The sequence below is a fragment of the Streptomyces sp. NPDC001678 genome, assembly GCF_042892945.1.
In the GTDB taxonomy this organism is placed as follows: domain Bacteria; phylum Actinomycetota; class Actinomycetes; order Streptomycetales; family Streptomycetaceae; genus Streptomyces.
This window is the reverse complement of sequence record NZ_JBIAUP010000017.1, coordinates 37,769-60,749: the sequence shown is the minus strand read 5'-3', so window position 1 is coordinate 60,749 and position 22,981 is coordinate 37,769. Positions and strand designations below refer to the sequence as shown.

Below are 22,981 nucleotides of genomic sequence, written 5' to 3'. Positions count from 1 at the left end.
CCGCACCGACGCCGGCCGGCCACGCTCCACGGGGCAAGGGCTGTGACTACTTCCACTTGCGCTGATGGCTGCACTGGCAAGACATCACCCCCTACAGCGCTGACGGTGGACTGTGACCACCTCCTCTCACAGATCAGGGTTGTGTGAACTGCGTATTTACGCGGCCGACCTCGATCGTGTGTGGAACGAGCCGAGGTGTACGCGATTTCGATGGCCCTGGGAGTGCCGGAGGCGAGGGAGTCGCCGGGAGAGGCCGCTGGCGCAGGCGATCCCCCCGCCAGGACAGACGACGGCACACACGGAGCGCGCGGCGTCCAGCGGCTCCTGCATGCCAGCCACCGCGCAGGCGAAGCCGGTGCCCTGCGAACCGACACATCGCGTCATTCCGAAGGAATGCGAAACTCGAATTTGGGACGGTCCCACGGCACGGCGGGCGGGTTCGCGAGCGCGGTCCCGGTCCGCACTGCACCGACCCGGTGGTAGAAGTCCTCGGCGGGAAGATGCGACACGACCTTGACACGGTCGAGCTCGGCGGCACGGGCCTCGGACTGCATGTGCGCGACGAGCAGCCTTCCGATACCACGTCCTTGCGCTTCGTCGGCGACGAACAGCAGGTCGAGCTCCGGTGGAGCGAGGACGAGCGAGTAGAACCCGATGACCCGGCCTCCATGCCCGTCGGCGCCGACGGCTACGAAGGCGCGGTGGGCTTCGATGTAATCAGGACCGACCCGGTAGCCCGCCACTGCGGCTGCGTACTTACCCTCGTAGGCGCCTGAGCCACGCACGAGCCGCGTGAGCCGTTTGGCATCCCGCGCGACTGCCCTCCGTATCGTGATCGGCTGGCTGATCGGAGAAGTGCGTGAACTCATCGGGAGAGTATTTCGCACCGGGGAGTGCCTTCCTGCGGCGGGTCGGCTGCTCGGGCAGGCGTTCCCGCACCGCTCCCGGGAACCACTCGTGCGAGCGCAACCGATCTCACGCCGAAGCCGCACCGGAGCGCTCTGGTGCGGCTTCGGCGTCTCACGGCTCCGCACGGAGGTCCCCGTCGGAACGGTTTCTGGCGGATGATCTCGCGCCGGGTCTTCCCTTGCCCGTCCACCGAACACGGAGGCCCCCGTCGGCACCATCAGACGGGGCTCCTCAAATCACACCGATGCAGACCCTCTCGACGGCTATGGGCGCCACGGCGCAGGGCACCAACGTGCCGCCCGTTCGGGCCGACCCGCAACGGGTGGCCCAGCGGCGGCGCCGCCCGCTGCGGGCACTCAAGGCGTTCGCAGATGCCGCAGCAGGATCGAGGAGCAGATCCCGCCGCTGAGGAACGCCGAGGCCCCCTGCCAGCACCTACCCGGTGGGGGCCTCAGTGACCATCACGTGTCACAGCCCCTATGAGCGGGGTCCCGGCTGTAGCTATCTGACCAGGTGGAAGACCTCTCGGGCCGCGTAGCGCTTGAGGCAACGGATGATTGCGCGACGGATCTTGCCCTCCTTGATCCGGCGCTCGTAGTAGTCCTGGGTACGTGGGTCGACCCGCAGTCGGGTGAACACGATGCGATGGAGCGCGGCGTTGGCCTGACGGTCACCACCACGGTTGAGGCGACGGACCTGCCGACGTCCCGAGGAACGCTCCACAGGACTGACCCCGCACAGTGCGGCGAACGACGCCTCACTGTCCAGGCGTTCCGGGTTGTCCCCCACCGTGATCAGCAACGTGACCGCGGTGTCCGGACCAATGCCCACCACGTCGAGCAGCTGCGGGGCATGGCGTTCCACTAGGCGGGCCAGGCGAGCGTCCACATCGCGGATCTGCTCGGAGAGCTGGCCGATCCGGTGAGCCAGCAGACCCAGCGCGATCCGAGTCGCCTGCAGCACCGACTCCTCTCCGCCTTCCTCGTGACCGCTCGCGCCGGCGAACCGCGCGCAGGTACGGAAGAGTTCGGCATTACCCAGTCCGGCCAGTGCTTCCCGCAAGGCAGGGTCAGCCGTGACGAGGACGAACTTGAGCTGGTTGATGGCCTGGGCACGGGCTTTGACGGCCGACACCTTCGTGAGCTTGTACATCCTGGCGATCTGCACCGGCCGCCCGTCGCCAGATTTGGCACGAGCACAGGCCCGCCCGCTCAATACGGCTCGCGCCGCGTTCTGGGCATCGAGCGGATCCGATTTGCCCCGCCGACGGCGATCAGCCCGGTCCATCCAGTTCACGTCAAACACATCCACACCCTGGGCCAGCGGATAGCGGGGCAGGGACGCCCCATAGGAGCCGGTTCCCTCCACCCCGGCCCGCCGTACGGCTCCCGACGTCCTGGCCCACTTCAGCAGATCCCGGTATCCAACCGCGCTGGCCGGGAACTCGCTGGTGGCCAACACCGCCCCCGTCAAGGAGAGCACCGCAGCCACATGCGCATCGCGGTGCGTGTCCACTACCCACCGATCCTCCCGCCCCCACAGCATCCGCACCCGGCGTGCTCAAACTCGACCGCCGACCGCACCTATGCGGCAACTGATGTTCGTTGATGACGACGAACATCCGAGAGGCACAGCAGCGACGAATGCAACGCGGCAGCTCCGCCTTCATAGACAGAGCGACCTCCTGATCTGTGCAGCGATCCACCGTCTCGGGCGGATCGTGTAGGCGAGTCCTTCACCCCGGCCCAACAACAGTCAATGGGCTTGCAGTTGGGGTGTCAGTGGCGCGTGATACCCCTGAGGGCGTGAACTCTGCGGATCATGCACGGAATATTTTGAGGCATAAAAGCGTGTATCCTTGCTGGAGTTGAGACTAGCCAGGGATGGGGGTGGGCCGTGAGCGATCAGAAGGAGTTGCTGGCGGATCCCACCATGCTCGCCCTGGCGCGCGACTCTCGGGGGTGGACCCAGTCCGAGCTTGCCGAGCGGATGTCGCACGTGGAGGGCAGCCGCATCACACAGGGGTACGTAAGCCGGGCCGAAGCCGGACGGATCCCAGTCCGGGCCGATCGGGTCCTCCTGTTCGCCGCCACGCTTCACTTCACCCCCGAGATGCTGTGCCAGGCTGCCGATACGGCCGGGGTGGGCATCGGGCTGATACACCACCGCAAGCGGGCCTCGCTGGGGGCCCCCGCGCTGCGCCGAATCCATGCGACGCTGGCGCTCACCCGCCTCCAGGTCGAAGCGGTGACCCAGGCGGCAGCCCTCCGTCGCCCTCACCGGTTCAGGCCCATTGAGGTCAACGACTTCGACACTCCCGCGGACGCCGCGGAGACGGTACGCGAAGAGTGGAACGTTCCCGCCGGCCCCATCGACGACCTTGTCGCGCTGCTCGAAGACGCCGGCGCCCTGGTTGCAGTCCGCGATCTGGGGACCAGCGAACTCGACGCCGTGAGCCAGTGGCCGCACGGCCGGGCGCCGCTGGTGCTCCTCAACTCCACTGCCCCTGGTGACCGTTCGCGCTTCAGCCTCGCTCACGAGCTGGGCCATCTGATCATGCACCGCGAACCGGGCGAGGGACGCGCTCAGGAGACCCAAGCCGACCGGTTCGCCGCCGAGTTCCTCATGCCGCACGAGGGCATCCTGGGCGAGTTGAAGCCCGGCATCGACGTCGCCCGCCTCATGGATCTCAAAACCCGCTGGGGGGTCTCCATGGCCGCCCTCGTCCGGCGGGCCGTGGACCTGGGCGTGATCAGCGAATGGCAATACCGCACTCTCATGGTCGAGTTGTCCGCGCTCGGCTACCGCACCAATGAACCAGTCGTCATCCGGCGCGAGACTCCGCGTCATATCGCTCAGGCCGTCACCCGGCTTGAGGGACAGCACCACCTCAGCGCGACCGAGACCGCTCACCTGGCGGGCCTGGGTCGTGAGGAGTTCCACGAGGTCTACTTGTGCGCTTCTTCTCCGTCCGGACACAAGGACGTGCCGGACCCTTCTGCGAGGTGATTCATGAGCGACGCCCCCGTTCCCAGGCGGCGACCGCCCGCCGTGAAGACGCTCGACCACACCGTGGCAGCGGTGCCGCTCCTGCAGGGACGCGTACTGCTCCACGAACACGCCCAGTACACTCCCCGACCTCGCCCGGCCCTCGATGACGGCCTGAGCGGCGTGGTCATGACCGGCGCCAACGCCGACGCACGCGCCTTCCAGCTCCGCGCCGACGTCGGCTACCAGGGCACATTACTGATCGACAGCGCCGTGTACACCACGTACACGGCAACGGCGGAGGAGCCGTTCATGGCACCTCCCGACGAACTGTTCGCCACCGTGGACACCTCGCTGAACTTCCAGAAGGCGCGAGGGGCAACCGCAGCGCTGACACCCACCGGCTACATACCGCCGGCGGACTCCCGTGCCCTCAAAGCGGTAATGCGGGAAGCCAACCGGATCGAGCGAGCCGACACGCTGGTCTCCCTTCCGATCGATGTCACCTGGCTGAACCGGGAGAACATCGGCCAACTGATTGCGGTTTGCGCCAAGATCCGTCACCCGAAGGCAGTCATCCTCTTCCGCCAGTTCGACCCGCTGGAACAGGCGAAGGACATTCCGGCCAACCTGCGGCGGCTGGTCACCGAGGTCGAGCACATGTCGCTATTGCGCACAGACCTCGCAGCTCTCGACGTGATAGCGCACGGTGCCCTATGCGCGGGAATCGGCATCCAGAGCTCGCTCCGTCACGCGATACCGCCCGAAGAGAAGGCCCGGATAGGCAAGCGCGGCGGCGGACCCACGTACCCGCACATCCTGATGCCGCAGTTGATGTGCTTCAAGGGCGCAGAGTTCTTGTCCAAGGTCTACGGCAATGCGGATCCGGCAACCTGCGACTGCGAGGAGTGCGACGGGCGCAGCCTCGACAGCTTTTATCTTTCCGACGGTGAAACGCGGCGTGAGGCGGAGAACCACAACGTCCACACCTGGGGCGCATGGGTCAGCGACATGGCCAGCTACCGAGCCGGCTCCGAGCGTAAGACGTGGTGGCGCAATAAATGCGCTGCAGCCATCGACCGCTACGCACTGGAAAACCAGCGCATCGGAGTGGGCGCGAGCCCCAAGTCCGGGTTCCAAGCACCCTCGCCGCTCAAAGCATGGGCGACACTGCCCGTCACTCAGTAGCCGGATGCACCCCCTCAGGGGAGCTGACGGTTGACGTCTTCCAGGAACTTCCAGCCAGCAACCGTATGGCGCTTGCGCACGAAGGGGCTGGGTGGCACAACAACCTCGACCGCATCCCCCTGGACGTGGAGCAATCCGATGCCGTAGAAGTCAGCGCGCATCACCGCCTCGTCCTTGCGCCGCAACACGCCATCCATCAATACGGAACGAGCAGTGAACGGTGTGAACCGCTCGGCCTGCTCCATCGCCGACTCCCAGCTGCGTCCAGGCACCAACACCATGTCGACATGGACCGGCCGGGTCGCCAGACGAGTAATCAATCCGTCGCGCCGAACCACCGCCCCCTTCGGCAGAGCCTTCAACGCTCGGCGTTCCCTGCCGTTCAGTGATCCGGCAGGCACCGGCTCGCCGAGCGGCAGCGCCATCAAGAGGTTCAGGGCATCCGGTCGCGTCAGCGGAGCCATGCCCGAAGCCGCCCGCCGCTCCCGCTCTCGCGCCTCGAATCGGTAAGCCGCGACGACCTTCACCCGCTCGGCTTCAACAACCGCCAGGCTCGCATCGCGAGGTACGAGATCGCCGGGAGCCAGCGCCTCCGCAACCACACCCAAAGGCTCTCGTGCCACGATTGCCATCGACCAACCTGCTCTCGTCCTAGACCGACGCTCTCCCCAGCAGGGCTGTACGCACTCATCCTTACCGCTTGCCCCGCGCCACCGGAAGCAGCCTCAACAACAAAACCAACAGACCTCAACCGGCCCTAGACACAGGAACGCGTCCAAACGAACGGCAAGGCTAGTACGGACACCCGTGCGATCATCAGCCGCCTCCCGGATAGCTCCGCATTGGTCATCGACCACCGCCTCGCTGCATAATTTGCATCCACAACAGGTCGCGTACGGGCAACTCCGACCTCAGCCATCCCGCGCCACGATGCCCACAGTTGTTCGAATTCTTGCACCGCCCCGACCTACCGAGAGCATCTACTCCCGAACCGCAGCCGACCAGCGCCGCACCATCGGCCCGGGAAGACAGAACCCCCGCCGAACTAGCCGACGGGGGCAACATCTGTCACGCCCGAGTCACCAACAGCATTGACGGGCCTGGACGACAAGATCCGAACTCGCTCAAACGCTCCCGATCTGGACCACGTGGACGCCAGAAGACGGTTTCGCCCACCTGTGCCATGTGGTACCCAGCGCGGGCCCCAGGACCAGGACTGGGGCGTCTTCTGGCCCGTCAACGCGGTACTGCAGGGTGTTCGGTGGTCTCTCGCTCACCCGTCAGACCCTCTCATCTCTCACGGCTGCCCCTATAGCGGGGGCTGTGAGGATGTGGGCTGGACCAGGTGGAAGACCTCTCGGGCAACGTAGCGTTTGAGGCACCGGACGACCTCGTTGCGGGTCTTCCCCTCTTTGAGGCGGCGTTCGTAGTAGTCCTGGGTACGCGGGTCGAAGCGCAGCCGGGTCTGCACGATCCGGTGCAGGGCGACGTTCGCCTGCCGGTCGCCGACACGGTTGAGGCGATGGCAGTGCCGACTCCCGGAGGAACATTCGGGGCTGACTCCGCACAGCGCGGCAGACGACGCCTCGCCGGCCAGACGTTCCGGGTTGTCCCCCACCGTGGTCAGCAAGGTGACGGCCGTGTCCGGACCGACGCCCACCACGTCGTGCGTCACGCAGGTTCCCCCGCTTGCACGACCACCGAATCCGAGAACCATGCGGCGAGGGCGAGGAGCCGTTCCCGCACCTGCTCCTCACTGGCGCCGCCGACGACGACGCGCCCGGCCCTCACATTCGACGCCGTGCTGAAGTCCGGAGTCTCGGAACCCGGAGTAAGGATGATGGTCGCCTCCAGGCAGCCGGGCTGCTCCAGGACCTCCGACTGCTGGGGCACGTGCTGCGCCACGCCGACCGGTGCCGGCAGTTGTATCCAGCCGCACTGCAGGGTACTGGGTTGAGCCGGCTGCCCCGGGGGCAGGTCCAGCACCGCCCGAGCCCATTCATCGGACAGGTTGACGCCAAAACGTCGCAGCACGGTCTCCTGGATCATTCCTCCGCCCAAGCGGCCGCCGCATTCGCTGAAGACGAGCGTGCCGTCCTTCTCGAAGGCTTCGGCATGGAAGATTCCGTCTCCGTGGCCGAAAGCCTCGAGCGCTGCGGAGACCAGAGCCTCGGCCTTTGCGTAGAGGTCCGGGCTCTGATCGGGGTCGATCACAGCGGATCCGACCAGACCGCCCGACTTGATGTCGATCACATTCTGCACGTAGCGCGATACGGAGAGGGCCCGAATGGCCCCGGAGCGGACGACGCCGTCGAGGTGGAGCTCTTCCCCCTCGATGAACTCCTCCACCAGCCATGGGCCGCGACGAGACTTCTGGTCGCCTGCGGCGAGGGACTCCAGCTCCAGCGGGTTGGAGACGATGTGGGTGTCCTTCGCACCGGCACCGGTGAGCGGCTTCACCACGATCGGGTAGGTCAGCTGCTCGCCGTCGAGATCGGACAGGAGGTTCGCCACCCGCGCCTGGGCCACCGGAAGCCCCGCCTCGCGGACAAGCCGCTTCTGAACGAATTTGTCACGCAATGCGATCGCGGTGGAGACCCGCATGCCGACTGCTTTGCTCTGCTCGGCAAGCAGCGCCGCAGCGACGAGCGGGAACTCGCCGATCGTGCATACGACGTCGAATCCATCGAGCGCGATGCGGGCTCTGGCCAGGCCGGCCAGCACTTGCTCGGCATCGCCGGTGTCAGGCACGACCACGAAGGTTCCGTCCGGGTCATGGGCCTGGGCATCGCCCAGGTGCCTGGCCTCGATCACGGTTGCCACGCGGGCCTGGTGGTCGTTCAGCGCCACGAACGCCGGGGCACACCAGCCGATCATCAGAACCCGGGTAAACACATTGGTGGACATTCGCTCAAGCCTATCCGTAGATCGCTGACTGACCTGCGTAGAGCCGATAAACATCGGTTTCCCGAGCCACATTCTTCCGGAACCGGAAGAATGGATTCCGAAGCCCTTTCGGGAGAGAGTCGGAGCGATCCCCTGGATGCTCACACAGGAAATATCCTCGGCCCACACTCCTCGGCCACCCGCACTGCGGACGGAAAGGGCGGCCAAGCCGCGTGCCGTCAAACCGTGAGACGTCAAACGATTTATTCGCCCGAGGTGTTCCACCTCAAGCGGCTGATTCCGTCGGAGACTTTATTACCGGGCGACTTGCGATCTTGTCAACGCTCACCCGGCCCACTTGAGCACAGGGTCAGATGTGCCATATCGCAACACCGACACCAATGACCGCCATAACTGATCATATGGAACATTTCGGCGAGCGGGGCAACCTGCCACAGGCGAGTCCGCCCGGATCGTCCAGCGTTCCGAATGGAATCCCGGCGAAGCTGTGATCAGCGTCACCGTTGCGAAGCGATCTTCGGCGTGGAACGCTGCCACAGCCATCGAAATCAGTGCGCACTCGCCGAATGAACGACCAAACATTCGATGCCTGGCGTCCGACGGGTCGGATGCGCCTGGAAAGGCACAGGGCGGGTAAGGCTCTTTGAGAGACCCTTACCCAAGGGGGAAAGCGATAACCGTGCAGCCAAACAGGGAAATGACGTACTCCAGTTTGCGGCCATCGAGGGATGCTCTGGCCTCAATCTTTCGTGACACTCCATCGGTTATCGGCTGAACCGGTGATAGCGACCGGTCGTGTCGGTCCTTGACCCCTGCGACATGCCCGCTTGAATAAAAGCTCAACGCCGTCCTGGGGCACAGCCTGCAGGTGACACCGAGCAATGAACCTTCAGCGGTGCGAGACCTTCACGGCTTGTGGTGCTCGACTTGCGACAGCACCCATTCCGCATTATCCATCATCCTCGGCAGCCGTGATTTCATGAAATCGATGCGCAGTCCGCATTTCGGGGGGCATGGCGCACAAGGAAGTCACCAACGGCTCTATTTTCCATTCCCATGCGCCTGAGATCACCTCGCGGGTGCGCCGGGAGCTCAACGGCCGGCCTCGACGGCACAGCGATGACGATCAACGCCTTGGGGGCATCAGGTCTCGGGGGGAGACATGAAACGTAACTCACCACGTTCCGTTCTCGGTGCGGGACTTCTTGATCATGCGCGGCATCGGCCCGATGGGGTCGCCCTTACGCTGGGCAAGCGCGACATCACCTATGCGGAAGCCGCTGAAACCGCCTTACGATGGGCCGCCCTCATCCTTGACGCCAATGGGGCTCAGCCTCGTCGCGTCGGAATCCTTGCGCACCGTAGTGAGGTTTCGTACCTGGGGGTTCTGGCAGCACTGTATGCCGGAGCGGCATTTGTTCCGCTCAACCGGCGTTTTCCCGTGGATCGTACGCGTGCGATGGCGGACCGTGCAGATCTGGACGCGCTGATCGTCGACGAGGGTTCGCTGCCTCAACTCCCCGAGGTGCTACGAGGGATGGAGCGCAAGCCGCTCGTTCTGCTGCCGCAGAGCGACGCCTCGGTCCGTGGGGAGATTGTCGCGGCGGGTGCACGGGGTGCGTATACGGCGAGTGATCTTGCGAGCACAGTGCCGCTTGTGGCGCCTGCGGCGGTGCCGGCGGATGGGCTTGCGTATCTGTTGTTCACTTCTGGTAGCACCGGTGTCCCAAAGGGTGTCCCGGTGACCCATGGCAATGTGCGGGCCTTCCTCGGCGCGGCGCAGGCCCGGTACGGGATCACGCCTGATGACCGGTTGAGCCAGACCTTCGACCAAACCTTCGACCTGTCGGTCTTCGACCTCTTCATGGCATGGGAGCACGGCGCCCGAGTCTGCGCGATGGACTCCATCGAGCTTTTGGCGCCCTTTCGTTATCTGGAGCGCAATGAGGTCACCGTCTGGTTCTCGGTGCCATCGGTCGTGGCCGTACTGCGCAGGCGTGGTTCGCTGACGCCGGGCCGGATGCCGACGCTGCGGTGGAGCCTTTTCTGCGGTGAGGCTCTGCCGCAGGAGGCCGCCGAGGCGTGGCAAGCGGCAGCTCCGGGGTCAGTGGTGGAAAACCTGTACGGTCCTACCGAGCTCACCATCGCCTGCACCGCGCACCGCTGGGATCCGGTCGCCGGGGCCGCATCGTGCGTGCACGGCAACGTCCCCATCGGGCTGCCCTTCCCGGGGCTGGACCCGTTGGTCGTGGACGAGCGGCTGGAGCCGGTGGCCACCGGTGAGACCGGTGAGCTGTGCATGGCGGGCCCGCAGACGGTGCCCGGATACTGGCAGGACTCCGCGCTGACGGCCGAGAGGTTCTTCGAGCGCAACGGCCGGAGGTACTACCGCACCGGGGACATGGTGCGCTTCCAGGACGGTCACTACGTCCATCTGGGCCGCGACGACCAGCAGGTGAAGGTCGGTGGATACCGCGTCGAACTCGGCGAGATCGAGGCGGCATTGCGCCGGGCCGGCTGCGCCGAGGCCGTCTGCCTCCACCTGCCCGACGAGGACGCGCTCGTCGCCGTCGTCACGGGAGCGGACGACCCCGCCGGTCTCGCCGACGCCCTCGGCGCCCGGTTGCCCGCGTACATGGTGCCCAGGGCCGTGCACCTCATCGACCAGATGCCCGTCAACGGCAACGGCAAGGCCGACCGGCAGGCTCTGCGCTCCCGGTTCGGCACTCCCGCCGCGGCCGTCTGACCTCCCGCACGTCTCAAGTCCAGGGGGAAGAACATGAACAGCGTCGACCGTCTGATCGCGCACACGCTCAGAATCGACGAGGACAGGGTCACCGCCGACCTGGAATACCAGTCCATCAGGGAGTGGGACTCCCTCGGCCATGTGACGCTGATGGTGGCGTTGGAGAACGCCTACGGCATCACGGTGGATGATGAACTCACCCTGGAGCTGCGCTCGGTGGAGGAGATCCGCGCGTTCGCCGCCCGGCAACAGGGGGATTCGAGGAGTGTGGCGGAGCCGGCCACACCCCGGCCGGAGCAGCAGCCGGACGAGGTCGCCGTTCACCGTGGCCTGGAGGGTGTCAGCTTCGACCACACCGCCATCACCCGGATCGACGGGGCCGAGGGCGTAATGGAGTACCGCGGATACGGCATCCACGACCTGGCCGAGCACGCCTCGTACACAGAGGTGGCCCACCTCTTGATACACGGTGAACTGCCGGACGCCTACCAGCTGGAAGCCTTCGACAAGGAGCTGCGGGCCCGGCGTGCCGTGCCGGCCGAGGTCCTGGCTCTTGCCCGTGGTCTGGCCCATGCCCACCCGGTGGAGGCGCTGCGGACCTGCGTCTCGGCGCTGGGCGCCTATGAGCCGCGGCGTGACGCGTCGGCGGACGAGACGTACGAGGAGGCGTTGGAGGCGGGGATCACGCTGCTGGCCCGCGTCCCGCTGCTCGTCGCCGCCCATCATGCCTACCGCCAGGGTCAGGAGCCCCTTCTGCCGTCGGAGGACGTGCCGTTCACGGAGGGCTTCCTGACGGCCCTGCTGGGTGCTGGGCCGAGCCCTGCCGCCGTCCGGTTCATGAACAAGGGCCTGATCGTCCACGCGGACCACAGTTCCAACGCGTCCGCGTTCACCGCCCGCATCGCCACAGGCAGCCGGGCGAGCATGATCGCCGCGATCACCGCCGCCATGGCCACGTTCAGCGGTTCGCTGCACGGCGGCGCGGCCGAGCGCGTGGTCCGGCTGATCGACGAGGTGGACGGGCCCGCGGACGCCGAACGTTATGTGCGTGAGGTACAGGGCCGTGGTGACCGGGTCATGGGCTTCGGACACCGGGTCTACCGCACCGAGGACCCACGGGTGCGCCATCTGCGGGCCACCGTCGTGGAGTTGAGCCGGGAGCGCGGGGACACCCGTGGATTGGACACCCTGGACGCGATCGCCGCCGCCATGCGCCCGTACGCCCGGCACGGAGTCGCGCCCAATGTGGACCTGTACGCCGGGCTTGCCTACCGTCTGCTCGGCCTGCCGGATGACCTGGCGGTACCCCTGTTCGTCGTCGGGCGGACCGCCGGGTGGGTCGCGCAGGTCCTGGAGCAGCACGCCAACAACGTGCTCATCCGCCCCCTGCTCCGCTACAACGGCCCACGTACCCGTTCCTACCCGGGAAGCACCGCGTGAGCCGGCACCTGCTGTGTGACGGCCGGTCGCGGCGGACGCCCGCCGAGGCGCACCCCTACGGCCTGCGGCAGAGCGTCGTCGATGAGTCCGGGCCGCGTGTCCTGGACACGTCGGGGCCCTTGGAACGCGTTGAGCTCGCCTTACGCATCGACCTGGACCCCGCGTGGATCCGCCAGGTGACAGGAGGGCCCGTGGTGCCCGGCTTCGTCGTCGAGGCGTCCCGTTCGGCCGCCGTGACGTTCGTGGCCCCGCTCGCCGAGGCCGTGGAGCGCAGCCGGGCGGCGGCCGAGAAGCCGAGGGACGTGGCGACATGCGGGGGGTGAGCCTGGGCCGGACCGGCCGGTGGCTGCTCGCCGGGACCACCGCGACCAGCATCGGCGGCGGCATGCAGACGCTGGCCGCCGGAAAGCTGTTGTACGACCGGACCGGCTCGATCGCCGCGTTCGGCATCGTGCTGATCGTCGAACAGGTCCTCACCTTCACCGTCCCGCTGGTGGCGGGGCCGTGGGTGGACCGGGGCGACCCCCGGCGCATCTGCACCGTCATCGAGCTGGGGCGCGGCGCCGCGCTGGTCGCCATCGGCGCGGTGATGCTGACCGGGCCCAGCCCGCTGGGCTGGATCATGGCGATGTCGTTCTGCATCAAGGCGGGCCAGCCGTTCTACCGCGGTGCGATCTTCTCGCTGGCCCCGGCGGTCATGCCCGGTGCGGCACTGGGCTCCTTCAACGCCTACTCCAACATCGCCCAGCAGGGCGGCGCGCTGCTCGGCGGCGCCGCCGCCGGCGTGATCATTCAGGGCTGGAGCGCCTCGGGCTGCTTCATGGTCACCGGACTCGGCTTCCTCGTGTCGGGCGTGGCCATCACCGCCGCCCGGCTGCCGCGCCCCGAGGGTGCGGCAGCCGGGGAGCAGAAGGCCGGATCCGGCTGGGGCCCGGTCGTCGCCCTGCTGCGCACGGAGCGCGGCTTCGCCCGTCATCTGTTCCTGGGCACGGCGGACAACGTCGCCGTCGTGCTGTTCAATCTGCTGCTCTTCGCCGTCGTCGCCCGGGACTTCGGCGACAGCGCCTACTGGCTGTCGGCGATGGACTGCGCCTTCGCCGTCGGCGCGATCAGCACCGCGCCCGCTCTCGGCCCGGTCGGTGCCCGGCTGGGCGCCGCCGGCACGGTGCGGACCGGGCTGGCCGGGCAGGCCCTGTGCTTCGCGGCCCTGGCGGCCGGGCCCGGCGGCCCGGCCGCCATCGGCCTCGCGCTGCTCCTGGGCGCCTGCAGCACCCTGTCGTGGACGACGGTGACCACGACGCTGCAACTGAGGGCCGGACGGGCCGTACGCGGCCGGATCGGCAACGCCCGCAACCTGGCCACGGCCGCCGTCTCGGCCGCCCTGGTGCCGGTGATCTCCCGCCTGGAGGCGCGCTCACTGGCGCTCGCCCTGTCGGCGGCCGCGGTCGTCGTGGCCGCCTACCTGCTCATGGCGGGGGTCGTCGCGGGACACGGCGGGGAAACGGACGGCGCGGGCGGGAGCAAGGCGTCCGACGCGACATCGGGGGACGAGAGAGAAGTGACTGCCACATGATCACCAGGGAGCGGCTCGCCGGGCGTGAGGTCCGGCTCGCCAGCCTGCCGGCGTTCGCCGCCGAGCACGGCGCCGATCTCGCCGCCGTGCCCTACAGCGGCCGGGTCCTGCTGGAATCGCTGCTGCGCGACGGCGACACGGAAACGGCCGTCACCCTGGCGACGCGGCTGGCCGCGGGCCGGGACGCGGAGCTGGAGATGGCCTTCCGCCCGGCCCGCATCGTCATGCAGGACTACACGGGCATTCCGCTGCTGGTCGACCTCGCCGCCCTGCGCGACCGCGTGGACCGGCCCGAGCGCGTCAACCCGGTGCTGCCCGTCGACGTCGTCGTGGACCACTCCGTACAGGCCGACCTGGCCGGGCGCCCGGACGCGCGGGCGCACAACGAAGCGCTCGAACACGCCCGCAACGCGGAGCGCTACGCCTTCCTCAAGTGGGCCCGGGGCGCCTTCGACGGGCTGCGGGTCATCCCTCCGGGCCAGGGCATCGTCCACCAGGTGAACCTGGAACGGCTCGCCACGGTCGTCGCCTCGGGCGCCGACGGGCTGCTGCTGCCCGACACCGTCATCGGCACCGACAGCCACACCACCATGGTCAACGGACTGGGCGTGCTCGGCTGGGGCACGGGCGGGCTGGAGGCGGAAGCCTTGATGCTGGGCCTCGCCCAGCCCATCCGCATCCCGCCGATCGTCGGAATCCGCCTCACCGGCACCGTCCGGCCCGGCGTCTCACCGACCGATGTGGTGCTCACCCTCACCCAGCGACTGCGCGAGGAGAACGTCCGCGGCCTGCTCGTCGAGTTCACCGGATCCGGCGTCGACGCCCTCACCGCGGCCGACCGGTGCACCATCGCCAACATGGCCCCGGAGTACGGGGCCATGGCCGCCTACTTCCCGGTGGACACGGAGACCCTGCGCTACCTGCGGCAGACCGGACGCCGCACCGAGGACATAGCCCTGGCCGAGGCGTACTGCCGGCATCAGGGGCTGCTGCGGCGGGCGGACGCTCCGGAGCCGTGCTTCGGCCGGGAGATCCTCTTCGACCTCGCCGCCGTGCGGCCGAGCCTGGCCGGCCCCAGCCAGCCGGACCAGCGCATCGAGCTGGCCGGTCTGCCCGCCTCCTTCGCCCGTTTCCACGGCGGTCCGGTGCGCACCGCCGACGGGCTGTCCGACGGCGACATCGTGATCGCCTCCATCACCTCGTGCACCAGCACCTCCAACCCGCAGGCCATGCTGGCCGCTGGCCTCCTGGCGCGGCGGGCGGTGGAGCGTGGCCTGAGCGTCCCGGAGCGGGTCAAGACCAGCATGTCGCCCGGATCACGTGCCGTCACGCGGTATCTGAGGGACGCCGGACTGCTGCCCTATCTGGAGAAGCTGGGCTTCCATGTGGCCGGCTACGGCTGCATGACCTGCAACGGCGGCAGCGGCCCGCTCAACAAGGGCATCGGCGAGGCCGTCGACGCGCACGGGCTGAACGTGGCCGCCGTCCTCAGCGGCAACCGCAACTTCGAGGCCCGCGTCCACGGCCAGGCACGGGCCGGCTATCTGGCCTCACCCGCGCTTGTCGTCGCCCTCGCCCTGGCCGGGGACGTCCGTAGGGACCTGGAGAGGGAACCGCTGGGCTTCAGTGGCGGCGAACCCGTGATGCTCGCCGACATCTGGCCCGACAGCGAGGAACTCGCCGAGCTGGAACGCGAGTTCATCAAGCCCGAGCTCTTCACCGCCGCCCCCGCGGCCGATCCGGTCTGGGACGCCCTGCCCGCCCAGCCGGGTCCCGTCTACGCCTGGGACGAGGACTCCACCTACATCCGGCCGCCTTCCTTCGTCGGAACGGCCCGGCCCGCCGACACCCCGGTGCGCGGCGCCCGGGTGCTGCTGGCCCTGGGCGACGACGTCAGCACCGACCACATCTCCCCGGTCGGCGCCATCCCGCCGGACTCCCCCGCCGGACTCCATCTGCGCCGGCGCGGCGTGACCGACTTCAACTCCTACGGCTCACGCCGCGGCAACCACGAGGTGATGGCCCGCGGCGCCTTCTCCAACCCACGTCTGCGCAACCACCTCACCGGACCGGGCGGCAGCGGCGGTATGACGCTTCATCTGCCGACCGGCGAGTTGCTGCCCGTCCACGAGGCCGCCCGGCGGTACGCCGCCGACGCCACACCCCTGCTGGTCCTGGCCGGACGCAACTACGGCAAGGGTTCCTCACGCGACTGGGCCGCCAAGGGCCCCTGGCTGCTCGGCGTCCGTGCCGTTCTGGCCGAGAGCTTCGAGCGCATCCACCGCACCAACCTGTGCGCCATGGGCATCCTGCCGCTGCTGCTGCCGGAGGGGACCAGCTGGTCCGGCCTGGGCCTCACCGGGCACGAGGAGTTCGCGCTGGAGGGCCTGGACCGGATGCGCGAGACCGGGTCCGTGCGGGTGGTGGCCGACGGTACCGCCTGGACCGTGCGCGCCGATGTGCAGTCGGCCGGGGAATGGGACGTTCTCCTCGCGGGAGGCACCCTGCCGTACCTGCTCGGCCGCCTCGACGGCGGCGCAGAGGAAGGTAGCGCATGAGCGGGCGCCTCCTCGCCGGGCTGGGCCTGCTCGACGCCGTCGACACCGATGCGCTCAGCACCCGCCGCCTGTCCTTCGCCTCCGTCCACCTGGGCACCCGGGACGTGCCCATCGGCACCCTGCTCGACCTCGTCCACGGCGATGCGGCCCTGCTGCCCCCGCGCACCGGACACCTGGGCAACTGGGAGGACATCGCCCTGGGCCGCTCCGGCCCGATGGATTTCAACGCCGCCATCTGCGGCGGCGGGCACGGGTATCCACTCATCTATGGCTTCACCCAGACCGAGACCGAGGCCCAGGGGGAGACCGCGGCCGGAGGCGACACCGTCTACCTGCCCGGGTCCCTCGTCGACCGGGGCAGCAGGCGGGTGCTGCCCCTGTACACCTGGGACGGCCGGGCGTTCGTCCGCCGCGACCGCAGCCGCCCGCTGTTCTGTCCGTTCGTCGCCACCGAGATCGACGGCGGCCTGGTCCCACTGGTGGAACTGCACTGGCGGCGCATGGGCACCCTCGCCGGATACCGCTTCGCGCTCGAGGCGTCCGCGGTCATGGCGCACGCCGAGGCGTTCACCGCCATGCTCACCCATCTCCTCCAGGAGGCGGCCGCCCAGCCCAACCCGCGCCGTGCCCTGGGCAACCTGGTCAGTCATGCCGCCCGGCCGGACGGGCGGGTCGGCCGCTGCGAGCTGCTCCCGGAGGGCCGTGGATTCCGTCTTGACGGCCACCTCTACGGCTCGGCCGACGCCCTGGCCAAGGCTGCCCTCGAACCCTTCCGCGCCCTGACCGACCCCCAGGAGCTGCCCTCCCGCATCGGGGCGTTGCCACCCGTGCTGCCGGTGGTCTCGCATCTGCTGACCAGCGTTCTGACCGGCCTCTTCGGCACCCACCACCCGGACGGACCCCCGAGTGACAGCGCCGAACCGTACATCACCCACCCGCACTGGGGAGCGCGGGCGATGGCCGGCTGCCCGCCGCGGCGCGGCGGCTACTTCTCCAGCAGGTCCACCGTGCGCGGCATGCGGGCCATCGCTTCGGCTCTGACCGCTGCCTTTCCGGAGACCGTGCCGCTGTGCGTGGTGCTGCTCCCGGCCCCGGTGTTCATGCTCTGTCCCGCCGACACCGACCCACGCGACGCGGAGCTGCTCGCCGCGCTCTTCCGCACCGTGCGCGCGGTGGGCCCGGACGACGCCTACCCCACCGCGCTCGGCTGGCTCGGGGAGCACGGCGGGGGATTCTCCGGCTACCTGCGGGGCAGGTTCCGTGACGGCAGTGGGGTCCCGCGCGACGGAATCCGCCGTGAGCCGTCAACTCCAGTACAGCCAGAAGGGTTTCGGGAGCTGACGTTCCGTCAGGCGTCTGCGGTGGTGGCCGCTTTCGAGGAGGTGGCCAACGCGTGAGAACTCCGCTGAAGGCATCGCACCGGCCGTTCTCGGTGGCCCTGGCCGAGCCGTTCACCAGCAACACCGGCGTGACCACTCACGTCGAGCAGAGGCTGCTGGTCCTGCGCTGGGAGGGCCTGACCGGTTACGGCACCGCCCGGGCCACCAGCGCCGAAGAGCTCGACGCCGCGCTGCCCCTGCTGGAGGACGCCGGGCCGCTGGAGCTCGTCCGTACCCTGGACCGGCTCCGCTCGGCGGGCGTCCGTGCCCCCGTGCTCTGCGCGGTCGACATGGCCCTGCACGATCTGCTGGGGAAGCGGGCCGGACTGCCCCTGCACAGGCTGTTGGGCCTGGACGGGCTGCCGATCGGTCTCACGGCCCTCTCCCTGGGCGCGGGCACGGACGACGAGCTGCGCCGGCGCGGCCGCGAACTGGCCCACTGGCCGGTGCTCAAGCTCAAGCTGACCCCACAGGACGACGGGAGCCGGGCCGGGGTCCTGCGCGAGGTCTACGACGGCCGCATCTGGGTGGACGGCAACGGCTCCTGGAGCCCCGCGCAAGCCGTCGCCGTCGCCCGCGAGCTGCACCGCCACGGCGTCGAGCTGCTGGAACAGCCCGTCCCGCCGGGCCCCGCCGACCGGCTCCGTCATGTGCACGAGAACGCGCCCCTGCCCATCGTCGCGGACGAGGACTGCGCCGGCCCCGAGGACGTCCTGCGTCTGCGGGGCTGCGTCACCGGCGTCAACATCAAGCTCATCAAGTGCGGTGGCCTGCGTCGCGCCCAGGAGGCCATCACCCTCGCCCGGCAGGCCGGACTGCGGGTCATGCTCGGCTGCAAGACCGAAAGCGCGCTCGGCGTCACCGCCATGGCCCAGCTCGCCCCGCTCGCCGACCATCTCGATCTCGACGGTCATGTCGACCTCGTCGACGACCCCTTCCGCGGGCTCCGGATCGACCGCGGAAGGCTCACGCTGCCCGATGGCCCCGGTCTCGGGGTGACCCCGACCGCACCCGACACCACCGATGGAGAAGAGCAGTCATGACACTACGTTGCGCCGTACTTGATGACTTCCAGTCCGTGGCGACCACCATCGCCGACTGGTCGCCGCTGGCCGGGAAGGTCGACGTCGTCACCTTTCCCGACCATTTCGGCAGCGAGGACGAACTGGCCGCGGCCCTGGCGGAGTTCGACATCGTGGTCACCTTGCGGGAGCGGGTGCCCTTCCCCGCGTCATTGCTCGCCCGTCTGCCGCGGCTGCGGCTGCTGGTCGCCTCGGGGATGCGCAATTCGGTCATCGACTACGCCGCGGCGAGGGCGCAGGGGGTGACGGTGTGCGGTACGGCCAGTTCTTCGACTCCGCCGGTGGAGCTGACCTGGGCGTTGCTGCTGGGTCTGGCTCGGGGCATCGTGCCCGAGGCCGAAGCCGTCCGGGAAGGCGGCCGTTGGCAGTCCACTGTCGGAGCGGACCTGCACGGCCGCCGCCTGGGCCTGCTGGGGCTGGGCAAGATCGGCAGCCGGGTGGCCCAGGTGGGCCTGGCCTTCGGCATGGACGTCATCGCCTGGAGCCAGAACCTCACCAAGGAACGCACGGACGAGGTCGGCACCGCTCTCGCGGCGACGAAGGAAGAACTGCTGGAGAGCAGCGACTTCGTCTCCGTCCACCTCGCCCTGGGCGACCGCACCCGCGGCCTGGTCGGCGCCGCCGAGCTCGCCCGGATGCGCCCGACCGCCTACCTGGTCAACACCTCACGGGCCGCCATCGTCGACCAGGACGCCCTGCTGTCCGCCCTGCACGCCGGGACCATCGCCGGCGCGGGGGTCGATGTCTTCGACACCGAACCGCTGCCCGCGGACCACCCCATGCGCACTGCTCCACGCCTGCTGGCCACTCCGCACCTGGGCTATGTCACCCGCGCCAACTACGAGAGGTATTACGGCCAGGCCGTCGAAGACGTCCAAGCCTTCCTGGCAGGCTCGCCCGTCCGCCTCCTCGGCTGACTCCGGACCCGTGCCGTCGACGGGCCGCCCCGCCGAAACCCTCGCACGCATCAGGCCGTCCTCCCACCGCCCACCCGTTCCCCACCGGAGCACTCTGTGAGCACAAACCGTCGCATGATGAACCTCGGGGCCTTCCTGCCGGCGCCCGGACACCACGTGGCCGCCTGGCGGCACCCCAACGCCCGCCCCGACGGGGGCCTGGACTTCGCCTACTACCGCTCCCTGGTACAGACCGCCGAGCGCGGCAAGTTCGACATGATCTTCCTCTCCGACGGCGCGGGTATCCGCACCCACTACAAGGACGCCGACGAACTCAGCCGCCAGGGCCGTATGGTTCACTTCGAGCCGCTGACTCTGCTGTCCGCTCTCGCCGTGCACACCACGCACATCGGTCTTACGGCGACGGCCTCCACGACCTACAACGAGCCCTTCCACATCGCGCGGAAGTTCGCCTCGCTCGACCACCTCAGTGCGGGCCGCGCCGGATGGAACGTCGTGACGTCCGTGACGGACGCGGAGGCCCGGAACTTCAACCTCGACCGGCAGCCCCCGCATGCCGCCCGCTACCAGCGCGCCCGCGAGTTCATGGAGGTCGTCACCGGCCTGTGGGACTCCTGGGAAGACGACGCCTTCCTCTACGACAAGGAGTCCGGCCGCTACTTCGACCCGCGCAGGCTCCACGTCCTCGACCACCAGGGCGAGCACTTCCGCGTGCGCGGGCCGCTGAACGTCGCGCGCTCCCCGCAGGGCCACCCGGTCCTCGTCCAGGCGGGTTCCTCCGGTGACGGCATGGACTTCGCCGCCCGCTGGGCCGAGGTCGTCTTCACCGCTCAGCAGAGCCTCGACCAGGCGCAGGTCTTCTACAAGGACATCAAGGACCGCATCGCCGGTCACGGCCGCGATCCCGAACACGTCAAGGTCATGCCCGGTGTCTTCATCATCGCCGGGTCCAGCCAGGCCGAGGCCGAGGACAAGTACGCCGTCCTGCAGGACCTCGTCGACCCCGTCGTGGGGCTCGGCCTGCTCACCGGGCTCCTCGGCGACGTCGACATCTCCCACCTGCCGCTCGACGGCCCGCTGCCCGAACTGCCGCCCACCGAGGGCAGCACCAGCCGCCAGCAGCTCGTCTACGAACAGGCCCGGAGCCAGGGCCTGACCATACGTGAGCTGTTCCTGTCCGTCGCGGGCGGTCGCGGGCACCGCTTCCTGCTGGGCACGCCGCAGACCATCGCCGACGAGCTGGAGTCCTGGTTCACCCAGGGCGGGGCGGACGGCTTCAACATCATGCCGGGCTACCTGCCCGACGGGCTCGACGACATCGTCGAGCTCGTGGTGCCCGAGCTTCAGCGGCGGGGGCTGTTCCGCACCGACTACGAGGGCACCACCCTGCGCGACCATCTCGGGCTCCCCCGCCCGGACTTCGCACCCACCGGCGACCCGTCGTGACCGTGGACGCCGCAACCCTGCGCTCGGTGCTGCGGGCCCATGCGTCGGGCGTGGCCGTCCTCACGGCCGCCGGTCCGGCGGGGCCCGCCGGGGTCACCATCACCTCGTTCGCCTCCCTGAGCGCCGAACCCGCCCTGGTGTCCTTCGCCCTGGCCACCACCTCCTCGACCTGGGCGCGGATCGCCGACGCCCGGTGGTACGGCGTCCATGTGCTGAGCGGGGACCAGGCCGGCCTGGCGGAGAGGTTCGCCACCAAGGGCGCCGCACGGTTCGCCCCGCCCACCCGCTGGCGGCCGGGCCCCCACGGCGTCCCCCTCCTGGAGGGCTGCCTCGCCCGGCTCGTCTGCTCGCGCCACGAGCTGGTCCGGGTGGGTGATCACCACCTGGTCATCGCGTCCGTCGAACACGCCGAGCGCGGGGCGCCCGGAGACAGCCTCGTCCACCTGCACGGGGCACTGCACGCCGTCGGCACCGCCGTGCCCGCCCACCCGTGAACCCCTGATCCGCCCGATCCCGTGAACCACCCGGACCTGCAACAAGGACCCGACCGCATGAAGAACATCCTTCTCTTCTCCCGCCGCCCCCTGCGACGCCGCCCGCTGCAGGACTGGCTGGGCGACGCCGCCGCCCGCGTCGTGCTCGTCACCCCGCGCAGTGCCGTCGAAGGCGCCGAGGAGATCGTCACCCGGCGTTTCCTGGGCCACCGGCTCGTCGACTCCTACGACTCCTGGGCGGCCGACCTGGCCGCCGAGGCGGCCGCCCGCGAATTCGGGGTGGGTCTGGTGGCCAGCACCAGCGAGGACGACGTGATCCGGGCCGCCCGGTTGCGCGAACGGTTGGGCCTGCCGGGGCAGCGCCCCGTGTCCGCCTTCGCCTACCGGGACAAGGCGGTGATGAAGGAGCTCATCCGCGAGGCCGGGCTCGCCGTGCCGCATTTCGCCCCTGTGGACCACGCGCTGGACCTGCTCGACTTCATCGACGCCCACGGCTACCCGGTCGTCGTCAAACCCCGCTTCGGTGCGGGCGCCGAGGGCGTCGCCATGCTGTACACGGACAAGGACCTGGACGCCTTCCTCACCGACATACCCCGCCTGGGAACGCCGTTGGTGCCGGGTCAGTGGATGGCCGAAACCTTTGTCCGCGCACCGTTCTTCCACGTCGACGGCATCATGCGCGACGGAGCCGTGATCCACTCCTGGCCCGCCCAGTACAGCGGTGGCGTCGCCGAACACCTCAAGGAGTCGGTCGGCATCGGCAGCGTATTGCTCGACCCGGCGGACGAACGCACGCCGCTCCTCCAGAACTTCGCCGCCGACGTCATCGCCGCCCTGCCACCCACCGACCAGGCCACCGCCTTCCACCTGGAGGCGTGGATAGACGGCGACGGTCGTCCCGTGCTGTGCGAGATCGCCAGCCGCGCGGGCGGCGCTCTCGTCGCCGAGGTGTACGAGGAGGCTTTCGGCGTCCACCTGGCCAGGGAAGGGCTGCGCGCCCAGTGTGAGCTGCCCCTCTCCCTCACCGTCCAGCCGGCCACACCTCGGGCAGTCGGCGGCTGGCTGCTCCTGCCGCCCGGACATGGCCGCTTCAGCCCGCCTACCGGAACATGCCCAGTCCCTGGCGTGTCCTTGACGGTGCACCTCGACGCGGGCACGTCGTGCGCCGGGGCACAGTACGCCGGGCACACGGCCGCCTCCGTCCTGGCCACCGCCGCGCCCGGAGACCCCGCGGACACCGTCAGCGGCCGTCTCACCGAGGCCGCGGAATGGTGGGCGCGCCACGCCGGCTGGACCTGATTCCCGTTGGCCCGATAACCCAACCGTGCCCCTTTGAGCAACAGTTGGGCCCGAG

At 69.2% G+C, this 22,981-nt stretch carries 19 protein-coding genes; 13 read left to right on the top strand and 6 right to left on the bottom strand.

Annotation, left to right across the window (positions count from 1 at the left end; all coding sequences use genetic code 11):
• Positions 1-380: 380 nt before the first annotated feature.
• From ACFYZR_RS27975 to ACFYZR_RS27965, 3 genes are all read right to left on the bottom strand, one after another.
• On the bottom strand, positions 381-869 hold the full coding sequence (locus tag ACFYZR_RS27975) for a GNAT family N-acetyltransferase (RefSeq protein ID WP_391915032.1): 489 nt from the start codon (positions 867-869) through the stop codon (positions 381-383).
• Positions 870-1,126: 257 nt separating this feature from the next.
• Positions 1,127-1,282, bottom strand: coding sequence for a hypothetical protein (locus ACFYZR_RS27970; RefSeq protein ID WP_391915212.1), 156 nt, complete (start codon positions 1,280-1,282; stop codon positions 1,127-1,129).
• A 128-nt stretch (positions 1,283-1,410) separates the two neighbouring features.
• Entirely contained in the window at positions 1,411-2,424 is a 1,014-nt protein-coding gene (locus ACFYZR_RS27965) for an IS110 family transposase (protein ID WP_391915030.1), read from the bottom strand.
• A 381-nt stretch (positions 2,425-2,805) separates the two neighbouring features.
• On the opposite strand from ACFYZR_RS27965, the gene ACFYZR_RS27960 reads away from it, so the two are divergent.
• Together ACFYZR_RS27960 and ACFYZR_RS27955 are read left to right on the top strand one after the other, a co-directional pair.
• Positions 2,806-3,918, top strand: a complete 1,113-nt coding sequence (locus tag ACFYZR_RS27960; RefSeq protein ID WP_391915028.1) for an ImmA/IrrE family metallo-endopeptidase — start codon at positions 2,806-2,808, stop codon at positions 3,916-3,918.
• Between the two features lie 3 nt (positions 3,919-3,921).
• Positions 3,922-5,085: a hypothetical protein gene (locus ACFYZR_RS27955; RefSeq protein ID WP_391915026.1), complete on the top strand. Its 1,164-nt coding sequence runs from the start codon at positions 3,922-3,924 to the stop codon at positions 5,083-5,085.
• 14 nt (positions 5,086-5,099) lie between these two features.
• Here ACFYZR_RS27955 and ACFYZR_RS27950 read toward each other — a convergent pair whose 3' ends face one another.
• The 3 genes from ACFYZR_RS27950 to ACFYZR_RS27940 form a co-directional block, all read right to left on the bottom strand.
• Positions 5,100-5,717, bottom strand: coding sequence for a hypothetical protein (locus ACFYZR_RS27950; protein WP_391915024.1), 618 nt, complete (start codon positions 5,715-5,717; stop codon positions 5,100-5,102).
• 677 nt (positions 5,718-6,394) lie between these two features.
• The gene (locus tag ACFYZR_RS27945; protein WP_391915022.1) at positions 6,395-6,760 is read right to left on the bottom strand and encodes a transposase; all 366 of its coding nucleotides are present in this window, start codon (positions 6,758-6,760) and stop codon (positions 6,395-6,397) included.
• Positions 6,757-7,992 carry an acetyl-CoA carboxylase biotin carboxylase subunit family protein gene (locus ACFYZR_RS27940; RefSeq protein ID WP_391915020.1) on the bottom strand — a complete coding sequence of 412 codons (1,236 nt, stop codon included), beginning with the start codon at positions 7,990-7,992 and terminating at the stop codon, positions 6,757-6,759. The genes ACFYZR_RS27945 and ACFYZR_RS27940 overlap by 4 nt, the downstream gene beginning before the upstream one ends.
• A 1,162-nt stretch (positions 7,993-9,154) precedes the next feature.
• On the opposite strand from ACFYZR_RS27940, the gene ACFYZR_RS27935 reads away from it, so the two are divergent.
• From ACFYZR_RS27935 to ACFYZR_RS27885, 11 genes are all read left to right on the top strand, one after another.
• Complete coding sequence (locus ACFYZR_RS27935; protein WP_391915018.1) at positions 9,155-10,738, top strand: amino acid adenylation domain-containing protein; 1,584 nt, start codon at positions 9,155-9,157, stop codon at positions 10,736-10,738.
• Between the two features lie 33 nt (positions 10,739-10,771).
• On the top strand, positions 10,772-12,178 hold the full coding sequence (locus ACFYZR_RS27930; protein WP_391915016.1) for a citrate/2-methylcitrate synthase: 1,407 nt from the start codon (positions 10,772-10,774) through the stop codon (positions 12,176-12,178).
• The gene (locus ACFYZR_RS27925) at positions 12,175-12,501 is read left to right on the top strand and encodes a hypothetical protein (RefSeq protein WP_391915014.1); all 327 of its coding nucleotides are present in this window, start codon (positions 12,175-12,177) and stop codon (positions 12,499-12,501) included. Before ACFYZR_RS27930 ends, ACFYZR_RS27925 begins: the two co-directional genes overlap by 4 nt.
• On the top strand, positions 12,489-13,751 hold the full coding sequence (locus ACFYZR_RS27920; RefSeq protein WP_391915012.1) for an MFS transporter: 1,263 nt from the start codon (positions 12,489-12,491) through the stop codon (positions 13,749-13,751). The genes ACFYZR_RS27925 and ACFYZR_RS27920 overlap by 13 nt, the downstream gene beginning before the upstream one ends.
• Positions 13,748-16,309 (top strand): aconitate hydratase AcnA, encoded by a 2,562-nt coding sequence (gene acnA / locus ACFYZR_RS27915; protein WP_391915010.1) that lies wholly within the window; start codon positions 13,748-13,750, stop codon positions 16,307-16,309. Before ACFYZR_RS27920 ends, acnA begins: the two co-directional genes overlap by 4 nt.
• Positions 16,306-17,706 carry a DUF6025 family protein gene (locus ACFYZR_RS27910; protein ID WP_391915008.1) on the top strand — a complete coding sequence of 467 codons (1,401 nt, stop codon included), beginning with the start codon at positions 16,306-16,308 and terminating at the stop codon, positions 17,704-17,706. Before acnA ends, ACFYZR_RS27910 begins: the two co-directional genes overlap by 4 nt.
• The gene (locus ACFYZR_RS27905; RefSeq protein WP_391915006.1) at positions 17,703-18,731 is read left to right on the top strand and encodes a mandelate racemase/muconate lactonizing enzyme family protein; all 1,029 of its coding nucleotides are present in this window, start codon (positions 17,703-17,705) and stop codon (positions 18,729-18,731) included. Before ACFYZR_RS27910 ends, ACFYZR_RS27905 begins: the two co-directional genes overlap by 4 nt.
• Positions 18,728-19,687, top strand: a complete 960-nt coding sequence (locus ACFYZR_RS27900; protein ID WP_391915004.1) for a D-2-hydroxyacid dehydrogenase family protein — start codon at positions 18,728-18,730, stop codon at positions 19,685-19,687. Before ACFYZR_RS27905 ends, ACFYZR_RS27900 begins: the two co-directional genes overlap by 4 nt.
• A 114-nt stretch (positions 19,688-19,801) precedes the next feature.
• Positions 19,802-21,133: an LLM class flavin-dependent oxidoreductase gene (locus tag ACFYZR_RS27895; RefSeq protein WP_391915002.1), complete on the top strand. Its 1,332-nt coding sequence runs from the start codon at positions 19,802-19,804 to the stop codon at positions 21,131-21,133.
• A 2-nt stretch (positions 21,134-21,135) separates the two neighbouring features.
• Positions 21,136-21,627 (top strand): flavin reductase family protein, encoded by a 492-nt coding sequence (locus ACFYZR_RS27890; protein WP_391915000.1) that lies wholly within the window; start codon positions 21,136-21,138, stop codon positions 21,625-21,627.
• Between the two features lie 57 nt (positions 21,628-21,684).
• Complete coding sequence (locus tag ACFYZR_RS27885; protein ID WP_391914998.1) at positions 21,685-22,926, top strand: acetyl-CoA carboxylase biotin carboxylase subunit family protein; 1,242 nt, start codon at positions 21,685-21,687, stop codon at positions 22,924-22,926.
• Positions 22,927-22,981: the final 55 nt, after the last annotated feature.